This window comes from Bacillus sp. GbtcB14, from assembly GCF_019091205.1.
GTDB lineage: Bacteria > Bacillota > Bacilli > Bacillales > Bacillaceae_G > Bacillus_A > Bacillus_A cereus_AG.
Map to the genome: position 1 here is coordinate 759,535 of NZ_JAGXJT010000001.1, position 22,718 is coordinate 782,252.

The window sequence follows — 22,718 nt, forward strand, 5'->3', positions numbered from 1 at the left end:
ACGCATTTTTTATTTACGCTTTTAATTTCATTACAGTATCAGCATCAGGTGTTACATATACGGTTTGCTGATTGTCGTACGTAACAAAACCAAGTTTTGCACCACTCGGTTTTTTGACATGGCGTATTTTGGTGAAATCTATAGGAACAGAACTAGAATCTTTTGCTTTACTAAAATAGGCAGCAATTTTAGCAGCTTCTAACAGAGTTTCTTCGGTAGGTTCAAGAGAACGAATGACAACATGAGACCCCGGGATATCTTTCGTATGTAACCAAATTTCATCACGACGGGCAAACTTCGTTGTTAAATAATCATTTTGTTTATTGTTTTTACCAACGAAAATCTCTGTACCATCACTTGCTAAATATTTATCTAATACTGGTTTGGTAGGCTTTTTCTTTGCGTTTTTCGTTTTACGATTGCGCATATAACCTTCTTCAGCTAATTCCTCACGAATTTCTTCAATATCTTTTGAAGAAGCAGCTTCCATTTGTTGAAGTAAGCTATCAAAATAAAGAATTTCTTCATTTGTTTTTTCGATTTGTTCTTCTACAACAACAACTGAATTTTTCGCTTTTTGGTACTTTTGGAAATAGCGTTGCGCATTGTCAGATGGTGTTTTTAAAGGATCTAATGTAATTTTTACAGTTCCGCCATTTTCGTCGTAATAGTTAACGACTTCAATATCTTTATCCCCTTTTTTCAAAGCGTACATGTTGGCTGTAAGTAGTTCTCCAAATAGTTGATATTTATCTGCTTTTCCGGCATCTTGTAATGTTTTTTCTAGTTTAATGAGTTTTTTCTCATTTTTATTTTTTTCGTTTTGCATAAAGCGCTCTAAATCATAAGCTTGTTGTTTTACTCGGTCGCGCTCTGCTTTTCCGAAAAAGAAACGGTCTAGCAATTCACTAACAGATGAGAATGTCTTGTCTTTTCCTTGTAAGTGTGCAAGAGGGAAAAGATAAAAGAATTCTTTCCCATTTGAAGTAGTCATTGTTGGTGAATATGTATGAGTTAGTAATGGTTTTTGTATGGAGAAAAATGCGTCCGCTAATGCTTTTTCATTTACCATACCCGCTTTTTTCACGACTTCTTTTGCGAATAACGGCGAAATTCCCGTAAAGGTGCCGACAAGCTGTTTATCCATGTTTCCAGATAGAAAGTCTAGCGGTCTAATAAATTCATCATTTGTTTCAATCTGAAGTGGATTAATTTTATGTTGTGCTGGTGGTGCAATATACTCCGCTCCAGCATATACAGTTCGATGTCGGTTTACCGCTAAAGAAACGTGTTTTAAGCTATCTAAAATATTGTTTGTTTTTGTGTCTACTAAAATGATGTTACTATGTCGTCCCATTATTTCAATTACTAATGTTTTTAGCGATTCGTCACCAATTTCATTTCTGCTACGAACTGTAATTTGAATAATGCGCTCTAAATCAATTTGTTCAATTTTTTCAATGAACCCACCTTCTAAATGCTTACGAAGAAGCATACAAAACATTGGCGGAAGTGCAGGTGAATCGTAATTTTGATTTGTTAAGTGTAAACGTGCATATGTCGGATGAGCGGAAAGAATTAGTTTTTGATTTTTTCCGTTTGCTCGAATATGTAATAAAATCTCGTATTTTGAAGGTTGGTATATCTTAGAAATTCTTCCCGTGTAAAGAGAATTTGCAATTTCATGTGTAATTGCTCTTGTAAATAATCCATCGAATGCCATAAATGAACACTCCTTTCTAACTAAAAGTTAATTATAGCATTTTTTTGGACGAGGCTGAATAAGCTTTCAATAGAGTATGTCTGGAATCAGGAGGTCGATAGCGGGATGAACTGGTATGGAATGCGCGCACACGAAGTGGAAGAAAGAACGAATACGAATGTGAAGGTTGGACTTACAGAGAAGGAAGCAGAAGGGCGAATAAAAAAATTTGGTACAAATGAATTAGATGAAGCCAAAAGGCCTTCTGCACTGATGGTATTTTTGGCGCAGTTTAAAGATTTTATGGTACTTGTTTTATTTGGTGCAACAATAGTTTCGGCTTTTTTAGGTGAATACATTGATTCTATTGCGATTGTTGCGATTGTTATTATCAATGGTATTCTTGGCTTTTTTCAAGAAAGAAAGGCTGAAAAGTCACTGGAAGCTTTAAAAGAGCTAGCCGCCCCGCAAGTTACTGTAATGCGGAATGGAAAGTGGGTAAAAGCACCGTCTAAAGCACTTGTTTTAGGTGATGTCATTAAATTTTCTAGTGGTGATCGTATTGGGGCGGATGTACGTCTTGTTGAGGCATCAAGTTTATATATCGAAGAATCAGCTTTGACAGGAGAGTCAGTACCGGTGCAGAAGAAGGTAGAAGCTCTGCAGGGGCAAGATGTTTCAATTGGTGATCAAAAAAATATGGCTTTTATGGGTACGATGATTACACGAGGAGCTGGAACAGGGGTCGTTGTAGCAACTGGTATGAATACAGCGATGGGCCAAATTGCAAATATGTTACAAAATGCAGAGCAAATGGAAACACCACTGCAAAGAAGATTAGAGCAACTCGGAAAAATATTAATTATTGTGGCTCTTATTTTGACAGCGCTTGTTGTATTAGCCGGTGTGTATCAAGGGAATGAAGTGTATCATATGTTTTTAGCAGGCGTGTCGCTAGCTGTTGCTGCTATTCCTGAAGGATTACCAGCAATCGTTACAGTAGCTTTATCGCTTGGTGTACAGCGTATGATTAAAAAGAGAGCAATTGTAAGGAAGTTACCAGCGGTAGAAACGTTAGGATGCGCTTCTGTTATATGCTCTGATAAAACAGGAACAATGACGCAAAATAAAATGATGGTAACACATATGTGGTCAGGTGGAGAGTTATGGAAAGTGACAGGTCAAGGATATGAACCTAAGGGCTCTTTTTTGAAAGGTGAAAAAGAATTCGATCCAGCTAAAACAAAAGCACTGTATCAACTACTCACATTTGGTTCACTATGTAATAACGCAAATATTATTCAAAAGAAAAAGGCGTATGTATTAGATGGAGATCCAACTGAGGGAGCACTTGTAGCTGCAGCAATGAAAGCGGGGATAACGCGTGAGGCGCTGAAAGGGAAATTTGAAATTATTCGTGAATTTCCATTCGATTCAACTCGAAAAATGATGAGTGTTATTGTGCGAGATAGAGAGGGGAAGAAGTTTCTTGTTACGAAGGGAGCACCAGATGTCCTCTTGCAAATGAGTCAAACGATTTTATGGGGGGATAAGCAGCAACCGTTAAGTGAGTTGTATAGAAAAGAAGTACAGGCGGCTATTCATAGTTTAGGTAGTCAAGCGCTTCGAACAATTGCAGTTGCATTTAAGCCATTAAAAGTAACAGATTCTATTGAACATGAAAGAGACGTTGAAAAAGATTTTATGTTGGTCGGGATACAGGGAATGATTGATCCGCCAAGACCAGAGGTAGAACAGGCTGTAAAAGAGTGCAGAGAAGCTGGTATTCGAACAGTGATGATTACAGGAGATCATAAAGTGACAGCAATGGCAATTGCGGAACAATTAGGGGTTTTACCACCTGGTGGACGTGTTGTTGAAGGAGTAGAACTCGCGAATATGGATGTAGAGGAACTAGAAAGTGTTGTAGAAGATACGTATGTATTTGCTCGAGTATCACCTGAACATAAATTGAAAATTGTTAAGGCGTTGCAAAATAAAGGGCATATAGTAGCGATGACAGGTGATGGAGTAAACGATGCGCCGGCTATAAAAACAGCGGATATTGGGATAGCGATGGGAATTACAGGAACAGATGTTGCGAAAGAAGCTTCTTCTCTTGTTTTGCTAGATGATAATTTTGCTACGATTAAATCAGCAATTAAAGAAGGTAGAAATATATACGAGAATATACGTAAGTTTATTCGTTATTTATTAGCATCGAACGTAGGAGAAATTTTAGTCATGTTATTTGCAATGCTACTTGCATTACCGCTGCCGATGGTTCCCATTCAAATTTTATGGGTGAACTTAGTTACTGACGGTTTACCGGCGATGGCATTAGGATTGGATAAGGCGGAAGGAGACGTGATGAAGAGAACGCCGCGTCATCCGAAAGAAGGGGTATTTGCTAGAGGGCTCGCGTGGAAAATTATAAGTCGTGGCTTTCTAATTGGAGCAGTGACGTTAGTGGCGTTTATTATTGCATATAATCAACATCCAAATGAACTGAAATATGCACAAACTGTGGCGTTTGCGACGTTGGTACTTGCACAACTTATTCATGTATTTGATTGCCGAAGCGAACATTCTATCTTCCACCGTAATCCGTTTGGGAACGTGTATTTAGTAGGAGCGGTTATCATTTCTTTACTGTTAATGTTAGTGGTTATATATTACCCACCGCTACAACCGATCTTTAGTACAATGCCAATACAAGCGAGAGATTGGTTGTTAATTGGAGGTTTGTCATCAATTCCGACCTTCTTACTAGTAGGTTCTTTATTAACAGGGAAAAAGGGGAAGAAGGAAAAGCCAGTATTATATAAGAAGGGATTAAACTTGAAATAGTCAATGATATGAAAATGTGATATAATTTACAGAAGGTAGTAGAGCCTTGTCTCTATTACCTTTTTCATTGAGTTATTTCATGGCTTGGATGTGATAAAAATGATTTGTAGTATGACAGGATTTGGAAGATCGAAAGTAGAAAATGATACTTTTCAAATTACAGTAGAAATGAAATCGGTGAACCACCGTTTTCTAGAGATGAGTATTCGACTTCCGAAGCAAATGATGGTATTTGAAGACAAAATTCGTAAAATAATTGCACAGCAAGTTCGGCGTGGACGCATTGAAGTGTCTATTAGTATAACGGGTGAAGGGCTTGTTGAAAGAAAATTAAGTGTGAATTGGTCGCTTCTTGAGCAGTACCAATCGATTATGGAAGATATAAAAGAAAAATTTCAATTACAAGATTCTATTACACTTCAGCAATTAATGGCGATGCCAGAAGTAACAGCGATTGAAGAAGTAGAAAATGTAAATGAACAATTTGAGAACAGTTTATATGAGGCTGTTCGCCAAGCTGCTCATATGTTAAAAACGATGAGAGATGGCGAAGGAGAACGATTACATAAAGATATAGCGTATCGTTTACAAGAGATTCACAATTGTGTAAATGCAATTATTCCGCATGCACCGATTGTTACGCAAAAATATCGTGAACGATTAGAAAATCGCTTAAAAGAATTACATAATCAAGAGCTAGATGAACAAAGATTGTTAACAGAAGTCGCAATCTTTACAGAGCGTTGTGATATTCACGAAGAGTTAGTTCGTTTGCAAAGTCATTTAGAGCAATTTCGTGAAACACTGCAGATTGAAGAGCCTGTTGGAAGGAAAATGGATTTCATCGTGCAAGAGATGCATAGAGAAATTAATACGATTGGTTCTAAGGCAAATGACTTAACAATTTCAAAATATGTTGTCGAAATGAAAAATAACCTTGAAAAAATTCGTGAACAAGTACAAAATATTGAGTAGCTTTCAAAAAATATATAAAGTTATACGTGGTGGAGAAATCGGATAGACTTACTAGGAGGCGCAAACTATGGCCATGCGGTTTTTAAATATTGGATACGGAAATATTGTATCTGCTCATCGAATTATTGCTATTGTAAGTCCGGAGTCAGCTCCTATTAAACGAACAGTACAGGAAGCGCGCGAACATAATGCTTTGCTTGATGCTACGTATGGGAGAAAAACAAGGGCGGTTATTGTTATGGATGATGGGCATGTGGTATTAAGTCCAATTCAGCCAGAGACGATTGCACATCGTTTGAATAATAAAGAAGATTTAAGTGAGGAAGGGTAGGTTTTACATATTTATGAGAAGTAGAAGAGGATTGCTCATCGTTCTTTCAGGACCTTCTGGGGTTGGTAAAGGAACGGTTCGAAAAGAGCTGTTTAGTCATGAGGATACACGTTTTCAGTACTCCATTTCAGTAACGACACGTAAGCCACGTGAAGGTGAAGTAGATGGTGTGGATTATTTCTTTAAAGAGAGAGAAGAATTTGAGGAAATGATTCGTAATGAAAAATTACTTGAGTGGGCTGAGTTCGTAGGTAATTATTACGGAACACCGATTGACTATGTTGAAAAAACATTACAAGAAGGAAAAGATGTATTCTTAGAAATTGAAGTGCAAGGAGCAATTCAAGTTAAGAAAGCATTCCCAGAAGGTGTATTTATTTTCTTAGCACCTCCAAGTTTATCTGAACTAAAGAACCGTATTGTCGGTCGTGGTACAGAAACTGAAGATGTTATTGAAAATCGTTTAACGGTAGCGAAAGAAGAAATCGAAATGATGGACGCTTACGACTATGTTGTAGAAAACGATCAAGTTGAACTAGCTTGTGAAAGAATTAAAGCAATTGTGGTTGGTGAACATTGCCGCCGCGAAAGAGTAGCAAAATATTATAAAGAAATGACGGAGGGTCTATAATTATGTTAAATCCATCAATTGATTCATTATTAACAAAAATCGATTCTAAATATACACTTGTAACAGTAGCTGCAAAACGTGCGCGTGAAATGCAACTTGCTGATAACTGTGTTATCGAGCAACCTGTTTCTCATAAATGTGTAGGTAAATCACTAGAAGAAATCGATGCAGAAGTATTAAAATATGTACCAAGCGAAGACAAAATCATCGATTAAGACATTCTTTTCGACAAATTAAAACATAGACTTTATAATTTTCTATGTAACGGTAACAACCTATTTACAAGTAGGTTGTTATTTTTTTACGATAGGGAAGAAATATTGGTACTGACGAACTGGGAATTCTGTTTCAGTATTATAAGTTTGAAAAAGAAAGAGGACGAGCCATATGCTAAAAGGGAAAAAGATACTTCTGTGTGTAACAGGAGGCATTGCGGTCTTTAAAGCGGCTGCGTTAACTAGTAAATTGACACAAGCTGGTGCTATTGTAAAAGTAATGATGAGTGAGTCGGCAATGAAGTTTGTTACGCCTCTTACATTTCAAGCACTTTCTCGCCATGACGTATATACAGATACATTCGATGAGAAAGACTCAGCTGTTATTGCGCATATCGATTTAGCAGATTGGGCAGATATAGTACTTGTTGCACCTGCTACTGCCAATTGTATTGGGAAGTTAGCTGGCGGTATTGCAGACGATATGATTACAACTACTTTGTTAGCTACTACAGCCCCAGTGTGGATTGCACCTGCTATGAATGTGCATATGTATGAAAACAAAATTGTACAAAAAAATATGATGACGTTGAAAACGTTAGGATATACATTTATTGAGCCTGGAGAAGGTTTTTTAGCGTGTGGTTATGTAGCGAAGGGAAGACTAGAAGAACCGGAAGCAATTATTGCACGGTTAGAAGAGGCTTTTTCAGAACAAAAACCATTGCAAGGAAAAAAAATATTAATAACTGCTGGCCCAACTCGTGAAAAGATTGATCCAGTACGTTTCATGACCAATTTTTCTTCTGGAAAAATGGGATATGCAATTGCGGAAGTGGCAGCGAACTTAGGTGCTGATGTCATACTTGTTTCGGGACCGACAGCATTAAACCCGCCATTACATGTAAATACGGTACAAGTGGAATCTGCACAAGATATGTTAGAAGTAGTTCTGCAACAGTATCAAAACGTAGATGTTGTCATTAAAACAGCAGCAGTTGCAGATTATCGTCCGAAATATGTTCATGATAATAAAATGAAAAAGAAAAATGGTGATGCTGTAATCGAACTAGAGAGAACAGTAGATATTTTAAAAACGTTAGGTGAGATGAAGGACAAACAGTTACTTATCGGTTTTGCGGCTGAAACGACAAACGTAGAGGAATACGCAACAAAAAAATTACGTGAGAAAAATGCGAATATGATTGTTGCGAACGATGTAAAGGCGCAAGGAGCTGGATTTGGTACAGATACGAACATTGTAACAATGTATAGAAAAGATGGAGAAATTATAGAGTTGCCACTTTTAACGAAGAAAGAGGTTGCTCGTGAAATATTAAAGCAAATTGAAATGATGTTAGAAGATGATCGTCTATGAAATTTGCAAGTGTAATTGTTGATGTACCTGCACGTCAGACAGATCGACCATTTGATTATATTATCCCTAAAAAGTGGGAAGATATTGTCCAGACAGGCATGCGTGTAGTAGTTCCATTTGGCCCAAGGAAATTGCAAGGCTTTATTATTGGGATCAAAGATTCGGCTGAAGTAGAAAGTAAGAAATTAAAGACAATCCATGAAATATTAGATGTAACACCAGTTTTAAACGAGGAATTATTAAAGCTTGGATATTGGCTTACAAGCGAAACGTTATGTTATATGATTTCAGCTTTTCAAGTCATGCTTCCAACGGCGATAAAAGCGACGTATAAAAAGCGTCTACAACTTCGTAAACAAGAAGTTGTAGCACCTGAACTGCTGTTTTTATTTCAGGATAAAGAAGCGATAGATTGGGAAGTTATTGAGACGCAGCCACATCTATACCGCACGATTCAACAAGAAATTAAAAATGGCACGATTGAAGTTGTTTATCAGGTAAAAGATAAAGTGCAAAAGAAGAAACAAAGAGTCATCCAACCGGAGTTGCCAGAAGATAAATTAGAATTAGCAGCATTTGAATTGAAAAGTAAAAAACAACAAGATGTACTCTATTATTTTGTGGAAAATTATAAAAGTGTGCCGTTGAAAGTGATAACAGAAGAGTTGCAAATAACAGATGCTCCAATTAAAGCACTTGTTAAAAAAGGGCTCATCTCAGAAAAGTATGTGGAAGTATATCGGAATCCGTATGACGATGATGATTTTGAACAAACGAAACCATTCCCGCTTACGGAGGAACAAAAGCAAGTTATTACACCGATTTTATCATCAATTACAAATGAAACTTACAATCCATTTTTACTATATGGTGTTACGGGAAGCGGAAAAACAGAAGTATATTTACAATCTATAGCAGCGGTGCTCGCGAAAGGGAAAGAAGCTATTGTGCTTGTTCCTGAAATTGCACTAACGCCTCAAATGGTAGATCGTTTTAAAGGTAGATTTGGCTCGCAAGTTGCGGTTCTTCATAGTGCGCTGTCTGTTGGAGAAAAATATGATGAATGGCGTAAGATTTTAAGAAAAGAAGTGAAAGTTGTAGTTGGTGCGCGTTCAGCTATTTTTGCTCCATTTGAAAATTTAGGAATCATTATTATTGATGAAGAGCATGAATCGAGCTATAAGCAAGAAGATAATCCGAGGTATCATGCAAGGGATGTAGCTGTGTGGAGGGGACAATATCATAAATGTCCTATCGTTCTTGGTAGTGCAACACCGACACTTGAATCGTTTGCGAGAGCGAAAAAAGGTGTGTATGAATTACTAACGATGGAAAAACGTATGAACGAACAAGCTTTACCAACAGTAGAGATTGTTGATATGCGTGAGGAACTTCGTGACGGGAATCGTTCCATGTTTTCGAAGGCATTGCATGAAAAAATAGCAAATCGATTAGAAAAGAAAGAACAGATGGTGCTCTTTTTAAATAGAAGAGGTCATTCTACATTTGTTATGTGTCGTGATTGCGGGTATGTTGTACAATGTCCGCATTGTGATATCTCGCTGACATATCATAAAATGAACCATCGTTTAAAATGTCATTATTGCAGTCACGAAGAGAATATGCCGACTGAGTGCCCTGCTTGTCAAAGTACATATATTCGTTTCTTTGGTACAGGTACACAAAAGGTAGAAGAAGAAATTACAAAACTATTTCCAGAGGCACGAGTCATTCGAATGGATGTAGATACGACAAGTCGCAAAGGAATGCATGAAAAATTATTAAAGGCGTTCGGGGAAGAAAAAGCAGATATACTACTTGGAACACAAATGATTGCGAAAGGATTAGATTTTCCTAAAGTAACGCTTGTTGGGGTTTTAACTGCAGATACGATGCTTCACTTACCTGATTTTCGAGCGAGTGAAAAGACGTATCAGTTATTGACGCAAGTAAGTGGGCGAGCAGGCAGACATGAATTGCCAGGGGAAGTTATAATTCAAACGTATACGCCAGAACATTACAGTATAGAGTTAGCAAAGAACCAACATTATGATGTGTTTTTTGATCAAGAAATGCAAATGAGACGAACAAGACAATATCCACCTTATTACTATGTTGTACTTGTAACAGTATCTCATCCAGAATTATTAAAGGCAGTGCAAGTGACGGAAAAAATTGTCGGTCATTTACGGGCGCACTGCACGCAGCAAACGATGGTGTTAGGACCGGTTGCCTCAGCAATTCCAAGGATAAAAGATAGATATCGTTATCAATGCATGATAAAATACAAACGGGAACCAAACTTAAAGAACGTGCTCAAAATGGTAAATGAACATTATCAAGCAGAAATGCAAAAAGAGCTACAAATCTCAATTGATTTTAATCCAACAATGTTAATGTAGCGGAGGGAAATATGGCAGTTTTAGAAATAGTAAAGCATCCAAATGAAGTGTTAGAAACACCATGTGAAAGAGTAATTAACTTTGATAAAAAGTTAGTGAAATTGTTGAAAGATATGCATGAAACAATGTTAATTGCGGACGGAGTCGGTTTAGCTGCGCCTCAAGTAGGTGTAAGCTTGCAAGTAGCGGTAGTTGATATCGATGATGATACGGGGAAAATCGAGTTAATCAATCCATCGATACTAGAAAAACGTGGTGAACAAGTAGGACCCGAAGGCTGCCTAAGCTTCCCGGGACTTTATGGTGAAGTAGAACGTGCGGAGTATATTAAAGTACGTGCGCAAAATCGCCGAGGTAAAGTATTTTTACTAGAAGCAGAAGGATTTTTAGCACGTGCCATTCAACATGAAATCGATCATTTACACGGTGTGTTATTTACATCGAAAGTGACAAGATATTATGAGGAAAACGAATTAGAATAGGTATTAAAAGGAGCGGTTTTTTAATGATAAAAGTAGTATTTATGGGAACACCGGACTTTTCAGTGCCGGTGCTTCGTCGTCTTATCGAAGATGGCTATGATGTAATAGGTGTGGTGACGCAGCCCGATCGTCCGGTAGGTAGAAAAAAAGTATTAACACCTACACCTGTTAAAGTTGAAGCAGAAAAACATGGTATTCCGGTGTTACAACCGTTAAGAATTCGTGAAAAAGACGAATATGAACAAGTCTTGGCATTAGAGCCAGATTTAATTGTAACAGCTGCTTTCGGTCAGATTGTACCAAATGAAATTTTAGAAGCACCGAAGTATGGATGTATTAACGTCCACGCTTCTTTACTACCTGAACTTCGTGGTGGTGCACCAATCCATTATGCAATTATGGAAGGTAAAGAAAAAACAGGTATTACAATTATGTATATGGTAGAGAAATTGGATGCTGGTGATATCTTAACGCAAGTAGAAGTGGAGATTGAAGAGCGTGAAACGACAGGCTCTTTATTCGATAAGTTAAGTGAAGCAGGGGCACACCTTCTATCTAAAACAGTACCTTTATTAATCCAAGGTAAGTTAGAGCCAATTAAACAAAACGAAGAAGAAGTAACGTTTGCATATAATATAAAACGTGAGCAAGAGAAAATTGATTGGACAAAAACAGGTGAAGAAGTATACAATCACATTCGCGGATTGAATCCATGGCCAGTTGCTTATACGACTTTGGCAGGACAAGTTATTAAAGTATGGTGGGGAGAGAAGGTCTCTATTACAGAGAAAGCTGAACCAGGTACAATAGTAGCTCTTGAAGAAGATGGATTTGTTGTTGCAACAAGTAATGAGACAGGTGTTAAAATCACTGAATTGCAACCTTCTGGTAAAAAACGTATGAGTTGTTCGCAATTTTTACGCGGCACAAAACCTGAAATTGGAACGAAGTTAGGAGAAAATGCATGAGACAAAATGTTCGTGAGTTAGCTCTTGATGGCTTAATTCAAGTAGAAAAAAGTGGTGCATACAGTAACTTACTTTTAAATAATCTAATTGAAAAAAATGCAATTGATAGAAAAGATATTGGTTTGTTAACTGAAATTGTATATGGAACGATTCAACGTCGTGACACATTAGATTATTATTTACAGCCTTTTTTAAAAAAGAAGGTTGAGGCGTGGGTAAGAGTATTACTTCGCTTATCTTTATATCAAATGATTTATTTAGACCGAGTGCCCGAAAGAGCGGCTATTCATGAAGCAGTTGAGATTGCAAAGCGTCGCGGGCATAAAGGGATTGCTGGTATGGTAAACGGGGTATTACGTTCGATTCAGAGAGAAGGGGTACCTTCTTTAGATGAAATCAAGGATCCAGTAGAACGTTTGGCAATTGCAACAAGTCATCCAATGTGGCTTGTTCAAGACTGGGCTTCTGAATATGGTTTAGAGACAGCTGAGAAAATGTGTGAAGTGAATATGTTACCCCCAGTACCAACAGCGCGTGTAAATGTTGATAAAATAACAGTAGAAGAAGCAATTGAGTTGTTGGCTAGTGAAGGTATTGAAGCGAAGCGCGGCGATTTATCAGAGGATGCAATTCAAATTGAAAGAGGGAATGTAGCGCATACAGATGCGTTCAAAAAAGGTTTTCTTTCTATTCAAGATGAAAGTTCTATGCTTGTAGCGCGCGCTTTAGAACCGAATGAGGGAGATGTAGTTCTTGATAGTTGTGCTGCTCCAGGCGGAAAAACAACGCACATTGCAGAGCGATTAAAAGGAACAGGTCAAGTTATGTCTCTTGATTTACATGCACACAAAGTACGTTTAATTAAACAACAAGCAGAGCGACTTGGTCTAGAAAATGTTGAAACAAAAGCACTAGATGCTAGAAAAGTGCAAGAACACTTTGCAAATGAAACATTTGATAAAATATTAGTAGATGCACCATGTTCTGGATTTGGTGTGATTAGACGTAAACCTGATATAAAGTTGGGTAAAGATAAAGGCGATAGTGAAAGATTATCGACGATTCAACTTGCAATACTAGAAAAAATAGCACCATTGTTAAAACAAGGTGGTCGCCTTGTTTATAGTACGTGCACAATAGAAAAAATAGAAAATGAACAAGTAATTAAGCAATTTTTACAAGAGCATCCTGAATTTGAATGGGATACTACGATAAAAGATCGCATGCCAGAAAAGTTAAATCCGTATATTGATGAAGGTCAAGTACGAATTTTACCGCATTATTTTGCAACAGATGGCTTTTATATTGCTTGTTTAAGGAAGAAGGTGTAGCATCATGGAAACGACTGTGAGAAAACAAAAGAAAAATCTAGAAACGAAGAAACCATCAATTTATTCTTTACAACTTCATGAAATGCAAGATTGGTTAAAGGAACAAGGAGAACCAAAGTTCCGTGCAGGACAAATCTTTGATTGGCTATATAAAAAACGTGTAAAAAATTATGACGACATGTCGAATCTTTCTAAAGGATTACGCGATAAATTGTCGAATTCCTTTGATATTACTACTTTAAATACATTGGTAAAACAAACGTCTTCTGATGGAACAATTAAATTCTTATTCCAATTATACGATGGTTATTCTATTGAAACAGTGTTAATGCGCCATGAATATGGAAATTCTATTTGTGTAACAACACAGGTCGGATGCCGTATTGGTTGTACGTTCTGTGCATCTACACTTGGTGGGTTAAAACGAAACTTAGAGGCTGGAGAGATTGTAGCGCAAGTAGTAGAAGTGCAACGTGCACTTGATGAAACAGAAGAACGTGTAAGTTCGCTTGTTGTTATGGGAATTGGAGAGCCATTTGATAATTACGACAACTTAATGTCATTCTTACGCATTATAAACCATGAAAAAGGAATTCATATTGGCGCAAGACATATGACAGTTTCAACAAGTGGAATTGTTCCAAAAATTTATAAGTTCGCTGAAGAAGATATGCAAATTAATTTTGCGATTTCATTGCATTCTGCCAATACAGAGTTACGTTCAAAATTAATGCCGATTAACCGTGCTTATAAGCTACCAGACTTAATGGAAGCTGTTAAATACTATGTAAATAAAACAGGGCGTCGTATTACGTTTGAATATGGCTTATTTGGAGGAGAAAATGACCAAGTTGAGCAAGCTGAAGAACTTGCTGCGCTTTTAAAAGGTGTAAAATGTCATGTAAACTTAATTCCGGTAAACTACGTACCTGAACGTGATTATGTACGTACGCCACGTGAACAAATTTTCTTATTTGAAAAAACGTTAAAAGATCGTGGAGTGAATGTAACAATTCGCCGTGAACAAGGTCATGATATTGATGCAGCCTGCGGTCAGTTACGTGCGAAGGAGCGTAAAGAAGAGACGAGGTGACGAGATGAAAGCCGTGTTTCTATCGGATAAAGGAAAAGTTCGTCAACATAATGAAGATAGTGCAGGAGTTTTTCACAATTTAGATGGAAATATTTTAGCGGTAGTAGCAGATGGAATGGGAGGTCATCGAGCTGGTGATGTAGCTAGCTCGATGGCCATTCAATTATTCCATGATTATTGGAAGCAAACGCATAATATGAATGAACCAAAAAAAGTAGAAGAGTGGTTACATACGAGTGTTGGGATTATTAATGAGCGTATATATGAGTACGCTAAGCAACATGTAGAATGTAATGGTATGGGAACAACACTTATAATAGCGATTTGTACGCCAAACTTTGTGACAATAGGTCATATAGGAGATAGTCGTTGTTATATGGTATCAGAGGGGGAAATCTCGCTTGTAACGGAAGATCACTCCCTTGTAAATGAACTTGTGAGACATGGTGAAATTTCAAAAGAAGACGCAGAATATCACCCGAAAAAGAATGTTTTGTTAAGGGCATTAGGAACAGAAGAAAAAGTCGGATTAGATGTGAAAACATTGGTGCTTGAGGAAGATGATCAGTTACTTCTTTGCTCTGATGGATTATCTAACAAAGTTTCTATTGCTGATATGCAACAAATTTTACAGTTAAATGAACAGCTTGAAACTAAGGGACAACGTCTCATTCAATTGGCGAATGATCGTGGCGGGGAAGATAATATCACCCTTGTTCTTATTGATTATGCGGGTTCGACAAACGAAAGTAGGTGAAGTGCAACGTGCTGATTGGAAAACGCTTAAATGACCGTTATAAGCTACTGAAAATGATTGGTGGCGGTGGAATGGCCAATGTGTATTTAGCTCATGATGATATACTTGGCCGAGATGTAGCGGTAAAAATATTAAGACTCGACTATTCAAATAACGAAGAGTTTATTAAACGTTTCCATCGAGAAGCGCAGTCTGTTACAACGTTGTCGCATCCAAATATTGTGAATATGTATGATGTCGGAGAAGAAGATGGTATATATTATCTTGTAATGGAGTATGTACCAGGACAAACATTGAAGCAATACATAATTGAGCAAGGGATGTTACCTATAGGAGAAGCTCTTGATATTATGGAGCAGTTAACATCCGCCATGGCACACGCCCATCATTTTGAAATTGTGCACCGTGATATTAAACCGCACAATATTTTAATTCGAGCTGATGGAGTAATAAAAGTAACAGATTTTGGAATTGCGACAGCTACAAGTGCAACAACAATTACACATACAAATTCGGTACTCGGTTCAGTGCATTACTTATCACCAGAACAAGCACGCGGCGGGATAGCGAATAAACAATCAGATATTTATTCCCTAGGAATCGTTATGTTTGAGTTGTTAACAGGAAGACAACCGTTTTCTGGCGAATCTGCTGTTGCTATAGCTTTAAAACATTTACAAAGTGAAATTCCGTCTCCTAAAAGATGGAATGAAAATATTCCGCAAAGTGTCGAAAATATTATATTAAAGGCAACTGCGAAAGATCCGTTTCATCGATATCAATCTGCCAATGCGATGAAACGAGATATTGAAACTGCGTTATATCCAGAGAGGATAAATGAGCAGCCATTTTACATACCGGAAGATATGGAAGCGACAAAAGCGATTCCCATTATTCAACAAGAGCAATTATTCGGAAATGTAACTGATGAAACAATTGTTTTAAAAGGAAGTAAAGTGGATGAACAGACAAGAAAAGAAGAAACGGAATTAAATAAGAAGAAAAAACGAAGTAATAAATGGCTTAAAGTTTTAATTACGACATTTTTACTTTTAGCGATTGGAATAACGTTAGCGCTTACTGTTATTCCAGGGTTTTTTATTCCAAAAGATGTAAAAGTCCCTGATGTGGCTGGTATGAAATATACGACAGCAGTAAATACATTAGTTGAAAAGGGTTTTGAGGTTACGGAACCTAATATTGTATATACAGATGATGTTGAAACCGGTGATGTGATAAAAACAGATCCAGTGGCAGGAAGAGTCGTGAAGGAAAACTCTAAAATTACTATCTATCAATCAGGTGGAAAAAAGAAAAGTAAGATGAGTGATCTTACAGGAAAAGATTTTGAGAGTATAAGGGCTGAATTAGAAGAAAAATATAAACAAGTTACAATAAATTATATTGAAAATGATAGGCCAAAAGGTGAAATCGTAGAGCAAATTCCTACGCCGGATCAAATGGTAGTAGAGGCGGAACAAGAACTGAAAGTTTGGGTAAGTAAAGGTCCGTATCAAATTAGACCAGGTGATTTTTCAGGATGGACTGAAAATAGCGTAAATGGTTATTTGAATGAGAGAAAACTAACTCCAGATATAAAACGAGAGTATTCCGATACTGTTGATAAAGGACTTGTAATTTCGCAATCTCCAAAACCAGGAACGCCGTTAAAAGAAGGAGATAAAGTGACGATTGTTATCTCAGAGGGTCCTAAGCCGAAAGTAACGAAAACAGTGAAAGTGGATAATATTTCTATTCCGTATGAGCCTTCTATAATAGGTGAGAAAAAACCGCAAACAATTGAAATTTATAAAGAAGACATGCAACAAAAAATGGATAGACCAATTGAAACTAGAACAATTTCAGAGTCGGCAACTATTTCTTTAGAATTTGTAATTCAAGAAGGTACAAAAGGACACTATAAAATTGTACGAGATGGTGTAACCATTATCGACAAAGAAGTACCATACCCAACTCAATAATAATGACTTCTATTTTCTTTCTAGAGGGGATGGAATGTATTACTCTTGCCTGTTATGCTGTCTACATATAGTGGACTGTATAACAGGCAAAAATATATGATTCAAAAAGCTATAAAGTGATACTGTGATAAATAATATATTAAATTTGATGGTAGATTAAATATATTAACTTGTATATATGACGGGTTTTGAAATAAGTATGTAAAGAATTTTAAATCATTCAATATTAATTACAGTTTCACTTTATACAAAATAAAGGAGAATTATATGCCAGAAGGTAAAATTGTAAAAGCTCTAAGTGGGTTTTATTATGTGCAGCATGAAGAAGGGATTACACAATGCCGCGGGCGTGGTGTGTTCAGAAAAAATAAAATTACACCACTAGTAGGAGACCAAGTTGTTTTTCAAGCAGATAATCCAAGTGAAGGATACGTGCTTGAAATATTTGATCGGAAAAATGAACTTGTTAGGCCTCCTATTGCTAATGTGGATCAAGCAATTCTCGTTTTCTCTGCAGTAGAACCAGATTTTAATCCGGGACTGTTAGATCGATTTTTAGTGCTGATTGAATATCATAACATTAAGCCGATTATTTGCATTAGTAAGATGGATTTAGTGGATGAAAAAATGAGAGAGACTGTTGAATCTTATGCGAATGACTATCGTGAGATGGGATATGATGTATTATTTACTTCTATAAACACATCGGAAAGTATTGATATTTTAAAACCATTCTTAGAAGGTTGTGTTTCTGTTGTTGCAGGGCAATCTGGTGTTGGGAAATCTTCTATGCTTAACGTTTTACGCCCGGATTTAGAACTGAAAACGAATGATATTTCCTCGCATTTAGGACGCGGGAAACATACGACAAGACACGTGGAATTAATTGCGGTTGGAAGCGGACTAGTTGCAGATACACCTGGTTTTAGTTCACTTGATTTCATAGATATAGAGGTAGAAGATCTTACATATTGTTTTCCAGAGTTGAAAGAAGCGAGCCAATACTGTAAATTTAGAGGGTGTACACATCTTTCTGAACCGAAATGTGCCGTGAAGACTGCGGTTGAAGAAGGAAAAATTACAGAATATCGTTATAAGAATTACAAACAATTCGTAGAAGAAATTAGAGAGAGAAAGCCGAGGTATTAGTTATGATTAAAATTGCACCATCGATCTTATCAGCAGATTTTTCAAAATTAGGGGAAGAGATTAAAGATGTAGAAAAAGGCGGAGCGGATTACATTCACGTCGATGTAATGGATGGACATTTCGTACCAAATATTACGATTGGACCATTAATTGTAGAAGCTATCCGTCCGATCACATCGTTACCATTAGATGTACATTTAATGATTGAAAATCCTGATAACTATATCCCGACTTTCGCAAAAGCGGGAGCGGATATCATTACTGTTCATGTAGAGACGTGCCCTCATCTGCATCGTACAATTCAGTTAATTAAATCTCATGGCATTAAAGCGGGAGTTGTATTAAATCCGCATACGCCCGTTTCAACGATTGAGCATGTATTAGAAGATATAGATATGGTATTACTTATGACAGTAAACCCAGGATTTGGTGGGCAGAAATTTATCCATTCTGTATTACCGAAAATTAAACAAGTTGCAGAGATGGTTAAAGAGCGTAATCTAGAAGTAGAAATTGAAGTTGATGGTGGTGTGAACGCTGAAACAGCAAGGCTTTGTGTTGAAGCAGGAGCAAATGTACTTGTAGCTGGATCAGCAGTATACAATCAAAAAGACCGCGGTGAAGCAATTCGTGTCATTCGTGGATAATGAATGAACGAGTCTTTATCCTAGTGAAACTTCTAGTGTGGTAAGTTTTCACTAGGATAAAGGGTAGAGAAAAAATATGTAAAAAGGCAATCTACCGAATGGCAGATTGCCTTTTTACAATAGAAGGGGAAGGAAACATGATTATTCATATTTTAGCGGGCGGACCTGCGGAATATTGTGCAGATTTTTCTCGATATGAAAATGAGAAAGTAGTGTGGGCGGCAGTTGATAGAGGTGTATATCGTTTATTAAAAGGAGGAATTACTCCAGCTGTTGCGTTTGGAGATTACGATTCAGTTACTGAAGAGGAATTAGTATGGATGGGTCAGCAAACAAATGACTTACATATTGTGCCTCGTGAAAAAGACCAAACAGATTTAGAAATTGCGATTAACTGGGCGTTAGAACAAAATCCGACATTGATTCGTATTTTTGGTGCTACTGGTGGAAGGCTGGATCACGGTTTAGCAAATATACAGATGCTTTTAAGAGGGCTAGAAGTAGGGATAGAAATGTGTATTGTAGACAATAAAAATGAAATAAGCGTGAAAAAAGTGGGTACACATATAATTGAAGACAATAAAAATTTCCCTTATGTATCTTTTGTGCCAGTTACTGAAATAGTGGAAGGGATTACATTACTTGGTTTTAAGTATCCTCTAACTAATAAAACAATAGAGTGGGGATCAACACTTTGTATTAGTAATGAACTCGTTGAGGAAAAAGGTACTTTTTCATTTACTTCTGGCATATTAATGGTGATAAGAAGCACTGATTAAAGAAACAATTTTGCTCCTTACATCATATAGTGAACAAGTGGAGTAATGGGGATTAGGAGGGAAACCATGAGATTTTATACAATTAAGTTACCTAAATTTCTTGGTGGAATTGTTCGTGCCATGTTAAATACCTTCAAAAAAGATTAAAAAAAGCACCTATTACCGGTGCTTTTTCTATTGTCATAGTAAAAAAAGAGCCTAGCGGCTCTTTTTTTTATTATTAAACACGTTCGATTTTGCCAGATTTTAATGCTCTAGCAGAAACGTAAACACGTTGAACTTTTCCGTCGATGCGTACGCGAACTTTTTGAAGGTTAGCGCCCCATTTACGTTTTGTAGCGTTCATTGCGTGAGAACGAGAGTTACCAGAACGAGCTTTTCTTCCAGTGATAGCACAAACACGAGCCATTTATATTTCCCTCCCTTGATACCTTACCATACGTAATTTTTCAATGTTAGTCTTTTTTGCGATGCTAAAAACACTACTATAATTTAACACAACTAAAAAGAGAATGCAACACCGTAGAAAAAAGAAATCAAGAAAAATTACTTGACACCATATGTCGATGATGAAAAGTTGAAATCAAGAAAAATTACTTGACATATTATAGTGGTACATGTTGTATAATAACAATGGACTATTTTGCTCATCATAAAAAATGTGATTTGAAACATAAAATATGAGAGTGAAAAGAAAGAACGATGGAATTTTCTTTAAAAAGATTATATGATAGTAACTAAAGTAGTCTAGCTCACTTTCACCATTTATGAAGGGGGAAAACGAGATGTCAATTGAAATTAAAACGAAGTATGGTCAAATTGATATTAGTACAGATGTAATTGCAACAATTGCTGGAGGTGCCGCAGTAGATTGCTACGGTATCGTAGGTATGGCATCAAAAAATCAGTTAAAAGATGGTTTAACAGATATTTTACGAAAAGAAAACTTCACTAGAGGTGTTATTGTTCGTAAAGATGAAGATGAAGTACATATTGATATGTATATTATTGTGAGCTATGGTACGAAAATTTCAGAAGTAGCACATAACGTGCAGACGAAAGTGAAATATACATTAGATCAAACTGTAGGACTAGCAGTAGATTCTGTAAACATCTACGTACAAGGAGTTAAAGTAATAAACTTGTAATGTGCATTAAGGAGGAAAATCTGTGTCAATTCAAAAAATTGATGGGAAACGTTTATCACAAATGATCATGCAAGGAGCGAATAATTTAACAAATAATGTTCAGCTTGTTGATGCATTAAACGTATTTCCGGTTCCAGATGGCGATACCGGTACAAACATGAACTTATCAATGACTTCAGGCGCACGTGAAGTGAAAGCAAATCCTTCACAGCACGCTGGTAAAGTCGGTGTAAGTTTAGCCAAAGGATTATTAATGGGAGCTCGTGGTAACTCTGGTGTTATTTTATCTCAGTTGTTCCGTGGTTTCTCTAAATCCATTGAACAAAAAGAAGAATTAACAACAGTTGATTTTGCTGCAGCTTTAGATGCTGGGGTAGAAGCGGCTTACAAAGCGGTTATGAAACCGATTGAAGGAACGATTTTAACGGTTGCAAGAGAAACGGGTAAATATGCAGTGACAGTTGCGAAAAAACAGCGCGACTTTGTTTTGTTTATGGAAGACGTTGTGAAAGAAGCGAATGCATCGTTAAATCGTACGCCAGATTTATTGCCTGTATTAAAACAAGTTGGCGTTGTAGATAGCGGTGGTAAAGGTCTTGTTGTTGTATATGAAGGATTTTTAGCTGACTTAAAAGGAGAAACGATTTCTTCTAATGTGCCTGCCCAACCATCTATGAATGACATGGTACGCGCAGAACATCACCGTAGTGTACAAAGCCAATTGAGTACAGAAGATATAAAGTATGGATATTGTACGGAATTCATGGTGAAATTAGAGCCTGAAAAAATGAAAGAACATAATTTCTCTGAACAAAAATTCCGTGAAGATATTAGTGTATACGGAGATTCACTACTTGTTGTATCAGACGATGAGGTTGTTAAGGTTCATATTCATGCGGAACACCCTGGAGATCCTATGAATTATGGACAACGCTATGGTAGTTTAATTAAGATTAAAGTAGAAAATATGCGTGAACAGCATACTGCTTTATTAGATGAGCCTACTATGATGCCTGAGCCGGCTACCCAGTCTAAAGAGAAACAACCGTACGGTATCGTAACTGTAGCTATGGGATCTGGTATCAAAACTTTATTTGAGAGCATTGGCGCGACGAAAGTGATCGAAGGTGGCCAAACGATGAATCCAAGTACGGAGGATATTGTGAAGGCGATTGAAGAAGCGAACGCTGAAAAAATCATTATTTTACCGAACAACGGAAATATCGTGATGGCAGCAGAACAAGCAGCGTCAGTTGTTGATCAAGAAGTGATTGTAGTTCGTTCAAAAACAGTTCCTCAAGGTATGGCTGCAATGTTAGCATTTAATCCAGTTGGAACGTTAGAAGAGAATGAAGAAAACATGAAAGAAGCTTTATCTCATGTGAAAACCGGTCAAATTACGTATGCTGTACGTGATACGGAAATTGATGGTGTAGCAATTCAAAAAGATGATTTCATGTGTATTGCAGATGGAAAAATCGTATCAACAAATGCTGCAAAAGTAGGAGCTGCGAAGCAATTACTAGAAGCACTTATTGATGAAGATTCTGAAATTGTAACGATTCTACAAGGTGAAGATGCAACAGACGAAGAAGTAGCTGAGTTAGTTGAATTTGTAGAAGAGAATTTTGAAGATGCAGAAGTAGAAGTACATGCTGGAAACCAACCGGTGTATTCGTTCATCTTCTCTGTAGAATAAGAAAAAATTCGTTTTGAAAATAAATGGATTACTTACTTGCTAATGGATAAGAAGTAGTAATATGAAGTTCATTACTAGTTTTTATTCAAAAGGCTAGCATATTGAAGATAAAAAAGAGCCTTGCTGCTAATAGTGAGGCTCTTTTCTTTCGTGTTGCTTACGAGGGATTTGAGTAGTTTCTCTTAGAATGCCTATGATA

21 protein-coding genes are annotated in these 22,718 nt (G+C 36.9%); 19 read left to right on the forward strand and 2 right to left on the reverse strand.

The features are described 5' to 3' along the window. Positions 1–13 precede the first annotated feature (13 nt). A complete protein-coding gene (locus KVT31_RS04120) occupies positions 14–1,723 on the reverse strand; it encodes an Rqc2 family fibronectin-binding protein (RefSeq protein WP_088097512.1) in 1,710 nt (569 codons plus the stop codon). Positions 1,724–1,828: 105 nt separating this feature from the next. On the opposite strand from KVT31_RS04120, the gene KVT31_RS04125 reads away from it, so the two are divergent. The 17 genes from KVT31_RS04125 (at position 1,829) to spoVM (ending at position 19,819) form a co-directional block, all read left to right on the forward strand. Next, the gene (locus KVT31_RS04125) at positions 1,829–4,552 is read left to right on the forward strand and encodes a calcium-translocating P-type ATPase, SERCA-type (RefSeq protein ID WP_088097511.1); all 2,724 of its coding nucleotides are present in this window, start codon (positions 1,829–1,831) and stop codon (positions 4,550–4,552) included. Positions 4,553–4,651: 99 nt separating this feature from the next. After that, positions 4,652–5,527 carry a YicC/YloC family endoribonuclease gene (locus tag KVT31_RS04130; protein WP_088097510.1) on the forward strand — a complete coding sequence of 292 codons (876 nt, stop codon included), beginning with the start codon at positions 4,652–4,654 and terminating at the stop codon, positions 5,525–5,527. 67 nt (positions 5,528–5,594) lie between these two features. Further along, complete coding sequence (remA, locus tag KVT31_RS04135; RefSeq protein ID WP_001251456.1) at positions 5,595–5,858, forward strand: extracellular matrix/biofilm regulator RemA; 264 nt, start codon at positions 5,595–5,597, stop codon at positions 5,856–5,858. Positions 5,859–5,871: 13 nt separating this feature from the next. Next, entirely contained in the window at positions 5,872–6,489 is a 618-nt protein-coding gene (gene gmk, locus KVT31_RS04140; protein WP_001257740.1) for a guanylate kinase, read from the forward strand. Between the two features lie 2 nt (positions 6,490–6,491). After that, on the forward strand, positions 6,492–6,704 hold the full coding sequence (gene rpoZ / locus KVT31_RS04145) for a DNA-directed RNA polymerase subunit omega (protein ID WP_000933964.1): 213 nt from the start codon (positions 6,492–6,494) through the stop codon (positions 6,702–6,704). 172 nt (positions 6,705–6,876) lie between these two features. Next, entirely contained in the window at positions 6,877–8,082 is a 1,206-nt protein-coding gene (coaBC, locus tag KVT31_RS04150) for a bifunctional phosphopantothenoylcysteine decarboxylase/phosphopantothenate--cysteine ligase CoaBC (protein WP_088097509.1), read from the forward strand. Next, positions 8,079–10,484, forward strand: a complete 2,406-nt coding sequence (gene priA / locus KVT31_RS04155) for a primosomal protein N' (protein ID WP_088097508.1) — start codon at positions 8,079–8,081, stop codon at positions 10,482–10,484. Before coaBC ends, priA begins: the two co-directional genes overlap by 4 nt. A gap of 11 nt (positions 10,485–10,495) precedes the next feature. Beyond that, positions 10,496–10,966 carry a peptide deformylase gene (gene def, locus KVT31_RS04160; protein ID WP_076539735.1) on the forward strand — a complete coding sequence of 157 codons (471 nt, stop codon included), beginning with the start codon at positions 10,496–10,498 and terminating at the stop codon, positions 10,964–10,966. A gap of 23 nt (positions 10,967–10,989) precedes the next feature. Then, entirely contained in the window at positions 10,990–11,934 is a 945-nt protein-coding gene (fmt, locus tag KVT31_RS04165; protein ID WP_088097507.1) for a methionyl-tRNA formyltransferase, read from the forward strand. Beyond that, positions 11,931–13,265: a 16S rRNA (cytosine(967)-C(5))-methyltransferase RsmB gene (gene rsmB / locus KVT31_RS04170; protein WP_088097506.1), complete on the forward strand. Its 1,335-nt coding sequence runs from the start codon at positions 11,931–11,933 to the stop codon at positions 13,263–13,265. Before fmt ends, rsmB begins: the two co-directional genes overlap by 4 nt. Positions 13,266–13,269: 4 nt before the next feature. Then, the gene (rlmN, locus tag KVT31_RS04175) at positions 13,270–14,358 is read left to right on the forward strand and encodes a dual-specificity RNA methyltransferase RlmN (RefSeq protein ID WP_000450538.1); all 1,089 of its coding nucleotides are present in this window, start codon (positions 13,270–13,272) and stop codon (positions 14,356–14,358) included. Positions 14,359–14,362: 4 nt separating this feature from the next. After that, positions 14,363–15,115, forward strand: coding sequence for a Stp1/IreP family PP2C-type Ser/Thr phosphatase (locus KVT31_RS04180; RefSeq protein ID WP_088097505.1), 753 nt, complete (start codon positions 14,363–14,365; stop codon positions 15,113–15,115). An 8-nt stretch (positions 15,116–15,123) separates the two neighbouring features. Beyond that, positions 15,124–17,097, forward strand: coding sequence for a serine/threonine protein kinase PrkC (gene prkC / locus KVT31_RS04185; protein ID WP_088097504.1), 1,974 nt, complete (start codon positions 15,124–15,126; stop codon positions 17,095–17,097). A gap of 267 nt (positions 17,098–17,364) precedes the next feature. Then, positions 17,365–18,246 (forward strand): ribosome small subunit-dependent GTPase A, encoded by an 882-nt coding sequence (gene rsgA, locus KVT31_RS04190; protein ID WP_088097503.1) that lies wholly within the window; start codon positions 17,365–17,367, stop codon positions 18,244–18,246. A gap of 2 nt (positions 18,247–18,248) precedes the next feature. Continuing rightward, a complete protein-coding gene (gene rpe / locus KVT31_RS04195; protein ID WP_076539726.1) occupies positions 18,249–18,893 on the forward strand; it encodes a ribulose-phosphate 3-epimerase in 645 nt (214 codons plus the stop codon). 98 nt (positions 18,894–18,991) lie between these two features. Further along, on the forward strand, positions 18,992–19,672 hold the full coding sequence (locus KVT31_RS04200; protein ID WP_140392533.1) for a thiamine diphosphokinase: 681 nt from the start codon (positions 18,992–18,994) through the stop codon (positions 19,670–19,672). A gap of 66 nt (positions 19,673–19,738) precedes the next feature. Beyond that, a complete protein-coding gene (spoVM, locus tag KVT31_RS04205) occupies positions 19,739–19,819 on the forward strand; it encodes a stage V sporulation protein SpoVM (protein ID WP_001213599.1) in 81 nt (26 codons plus the stop codon). Positions 19,820–19,892: 73 nt separating this feature from the next. Here spoVM and rpmB read toward each other — a convergent pair whose 3' ends face one another. Next, complete coding sequence (gene rpmB, locus KVT31_RS04210; protein ID WP_000124776.1) at positions 19,893–20,081, reverse strand: 50S ribosomal protein L28; 189 nt, start codon at positions 20,079–20,081, stop codon at positions 19,893–19,895. Positions 20,082–20,457: 376 nt separating this feature from the next. Here rpmB and KVT31_RS04215 point away from each other — a divergent pair, with 376 nt between their 5' ends. Both KVT31_RS04215 and KVT31_RS04220 read left to right on the forward strand, forming a co-directional pair. Beyond that, complete coding sequence (locus KVT31_RS04215) at positions 20,458–20,820, forward strand: Asp23/Gls24 family envelope stress response protein (RefSeq protein WP_000021109.1); 363 nt, start codon at positions 20,458–20,460, stop codon at positions 20,818–20,820. Positions 20,821–20,842: 22 nt separating this feature from the next. Further along, the gene (locus KVT31_RS04220) at positions 20,843–22,519 is read left to right on the forward strand and encodes a DAK2 domain-containing protein (protein ID WP_088097501.1); all 1,677 of its coding nucleotides are present in this window, start codon (positions 20,843–20,845) and stop codon (positions 22,517–22,519) included. The last annotated feature ends 199 nt before the right edge of the window (positions 22,520–22,718 follow it).

What these genes read in the sequence shown, in the direction of transcription:
- KVT31_RS04180 (WP_088097505.1), top strand. Translation starts at nt 14,363, where the DNA reads ATGAAAGCCGTGTTTCTATCGGATAAAGGAAAAGTTCGTCAACATAAT.
- KVT31_RS04130 (WP_088097510.1), top strand. Translation starts at nt 4,652, where the DNA reads ATGATTTGTAGTATGACAGGATTTGGAAGATCGAAAGTAGAAAATGAT.
- fmt (WP_088097507.1), top strand. Translation starts at nt 10,990, where the DNA reads ATGATAAAAGTAGTATTTATGGGAACACCGGACTTTTCAGTGCCGGTG.
- rpmB (WP_000124776.1), bottom strand. Translation starts at nt 20,081, where the DNA reads ATGGCTCGTGTTTGTGCTATCACTGGAAGAAAAGCTCGTTCTGGTAAC.
- def (WP_076539735.1), top strand. Translation starts at nt 10,496, where the DNA reads ATGGCAGTTTTAGAAATAGTAAAGCATCCAAATGAAGTGTTAGAAACA.
- rpoZ (WP_000933964.1), top strand. Translation starts at nt 6,492, where the DNA reads ATGTTAAATCCATCAATTGATTCATTATTAACAAAAATCGATTCTAAA.
- rsmB (WP_088097506.1), top strand. Translation starts at nt 11,931, where the DNA reads ATGAGACAAAATGTTCGTGAGTTAGCTCTTGATGGCTTAATTCAAGTA.
- KVT31_RS04200 (WP_140392533.1), top strand. Translation starts at nt 18,992, where the DNA reads ATGGCAGATTGCCTTTTTACAATAGAAGGGGAAGGAAACATGATTATT.
- KVT31_RS04125 (WP_088097511.1), top strand. Translation starts at nt 1,829, where the DNA reads ATGAACTGGTATGGAATGCGCGCACACGAAGTGGAAGAAAGAACGAAT.
- coaBC (WP_088097509.1), top strand. Translation starts at nt 6,877, where the DNA reads ATGCTAAAAGGGAAAAAGATACTTCTGTGTGTAACAGGAGGCATTGCG.
- KVT31_RS04120 (WP_088097512.1), bottom strand. Translation starts at nt 1,723, where the DNA reads ATGGCATTCGATGGATTATTTACAAGAGCAATTACACATGAAATTGCA.
- spoVM (WP_001213599.1), top strand. Translation starts at nt 19,739, where the DNA reads ATGAGATTTTATACAATTAAGTTACCTAAATTTCTTGGTGGAATTGTT.
- rlmN (WP_000450538.1), top strand. Translation starts at nt 13,270, where the DNA reads ATGGAAACGACTGTGAGAAAACAAAAGAAAAATCTAGAAACGAAGAAA.
- rpe (WP_076539726.1), top strand. Translation starts at nt 18,249, where the DNA reads ATGATTAAAATTGCACCATCGATCTTATCAGCAGATTTTTCAAAATTA.
- priA (WP_088097508.1), top strand. Translation starts at nt 8,079, where the DNA reads ATGAAATTTGCAAGTGTAATTGTTGATGTACCTGCACGTCAGACAGAT.
- rsgA (WP_088097503.1), top strand. Translation starts at nt 17,365, where the DNA reads ATGCCAGAAGGTAAAATTGTAAAAGCTCTAAGTGGGTTTTATTATGTG.
- remA (WP_001251456.1), top strand. Translation starts at nt 5,595, where the DNA reads ATGGCCATGCGGTTTTTAAATATTGGATACGGAAATATTGTATCTGCT.
- KVT31_RS04215 (WP_000021109.1), top strand. Translation starts at nt 20,458, where the DNA reads ATGTCAATTGAAATTAAAACGAAGTATGGTCAAATTGATATTAGTACA.
- gmk (WP_001257740.1), top strand. Translation starts at nt 5,872, where the DNA reads ATGAGAAGTAGAAGAGGATTGCTCATCGTTCTTTCAGGACCTTCTGGG.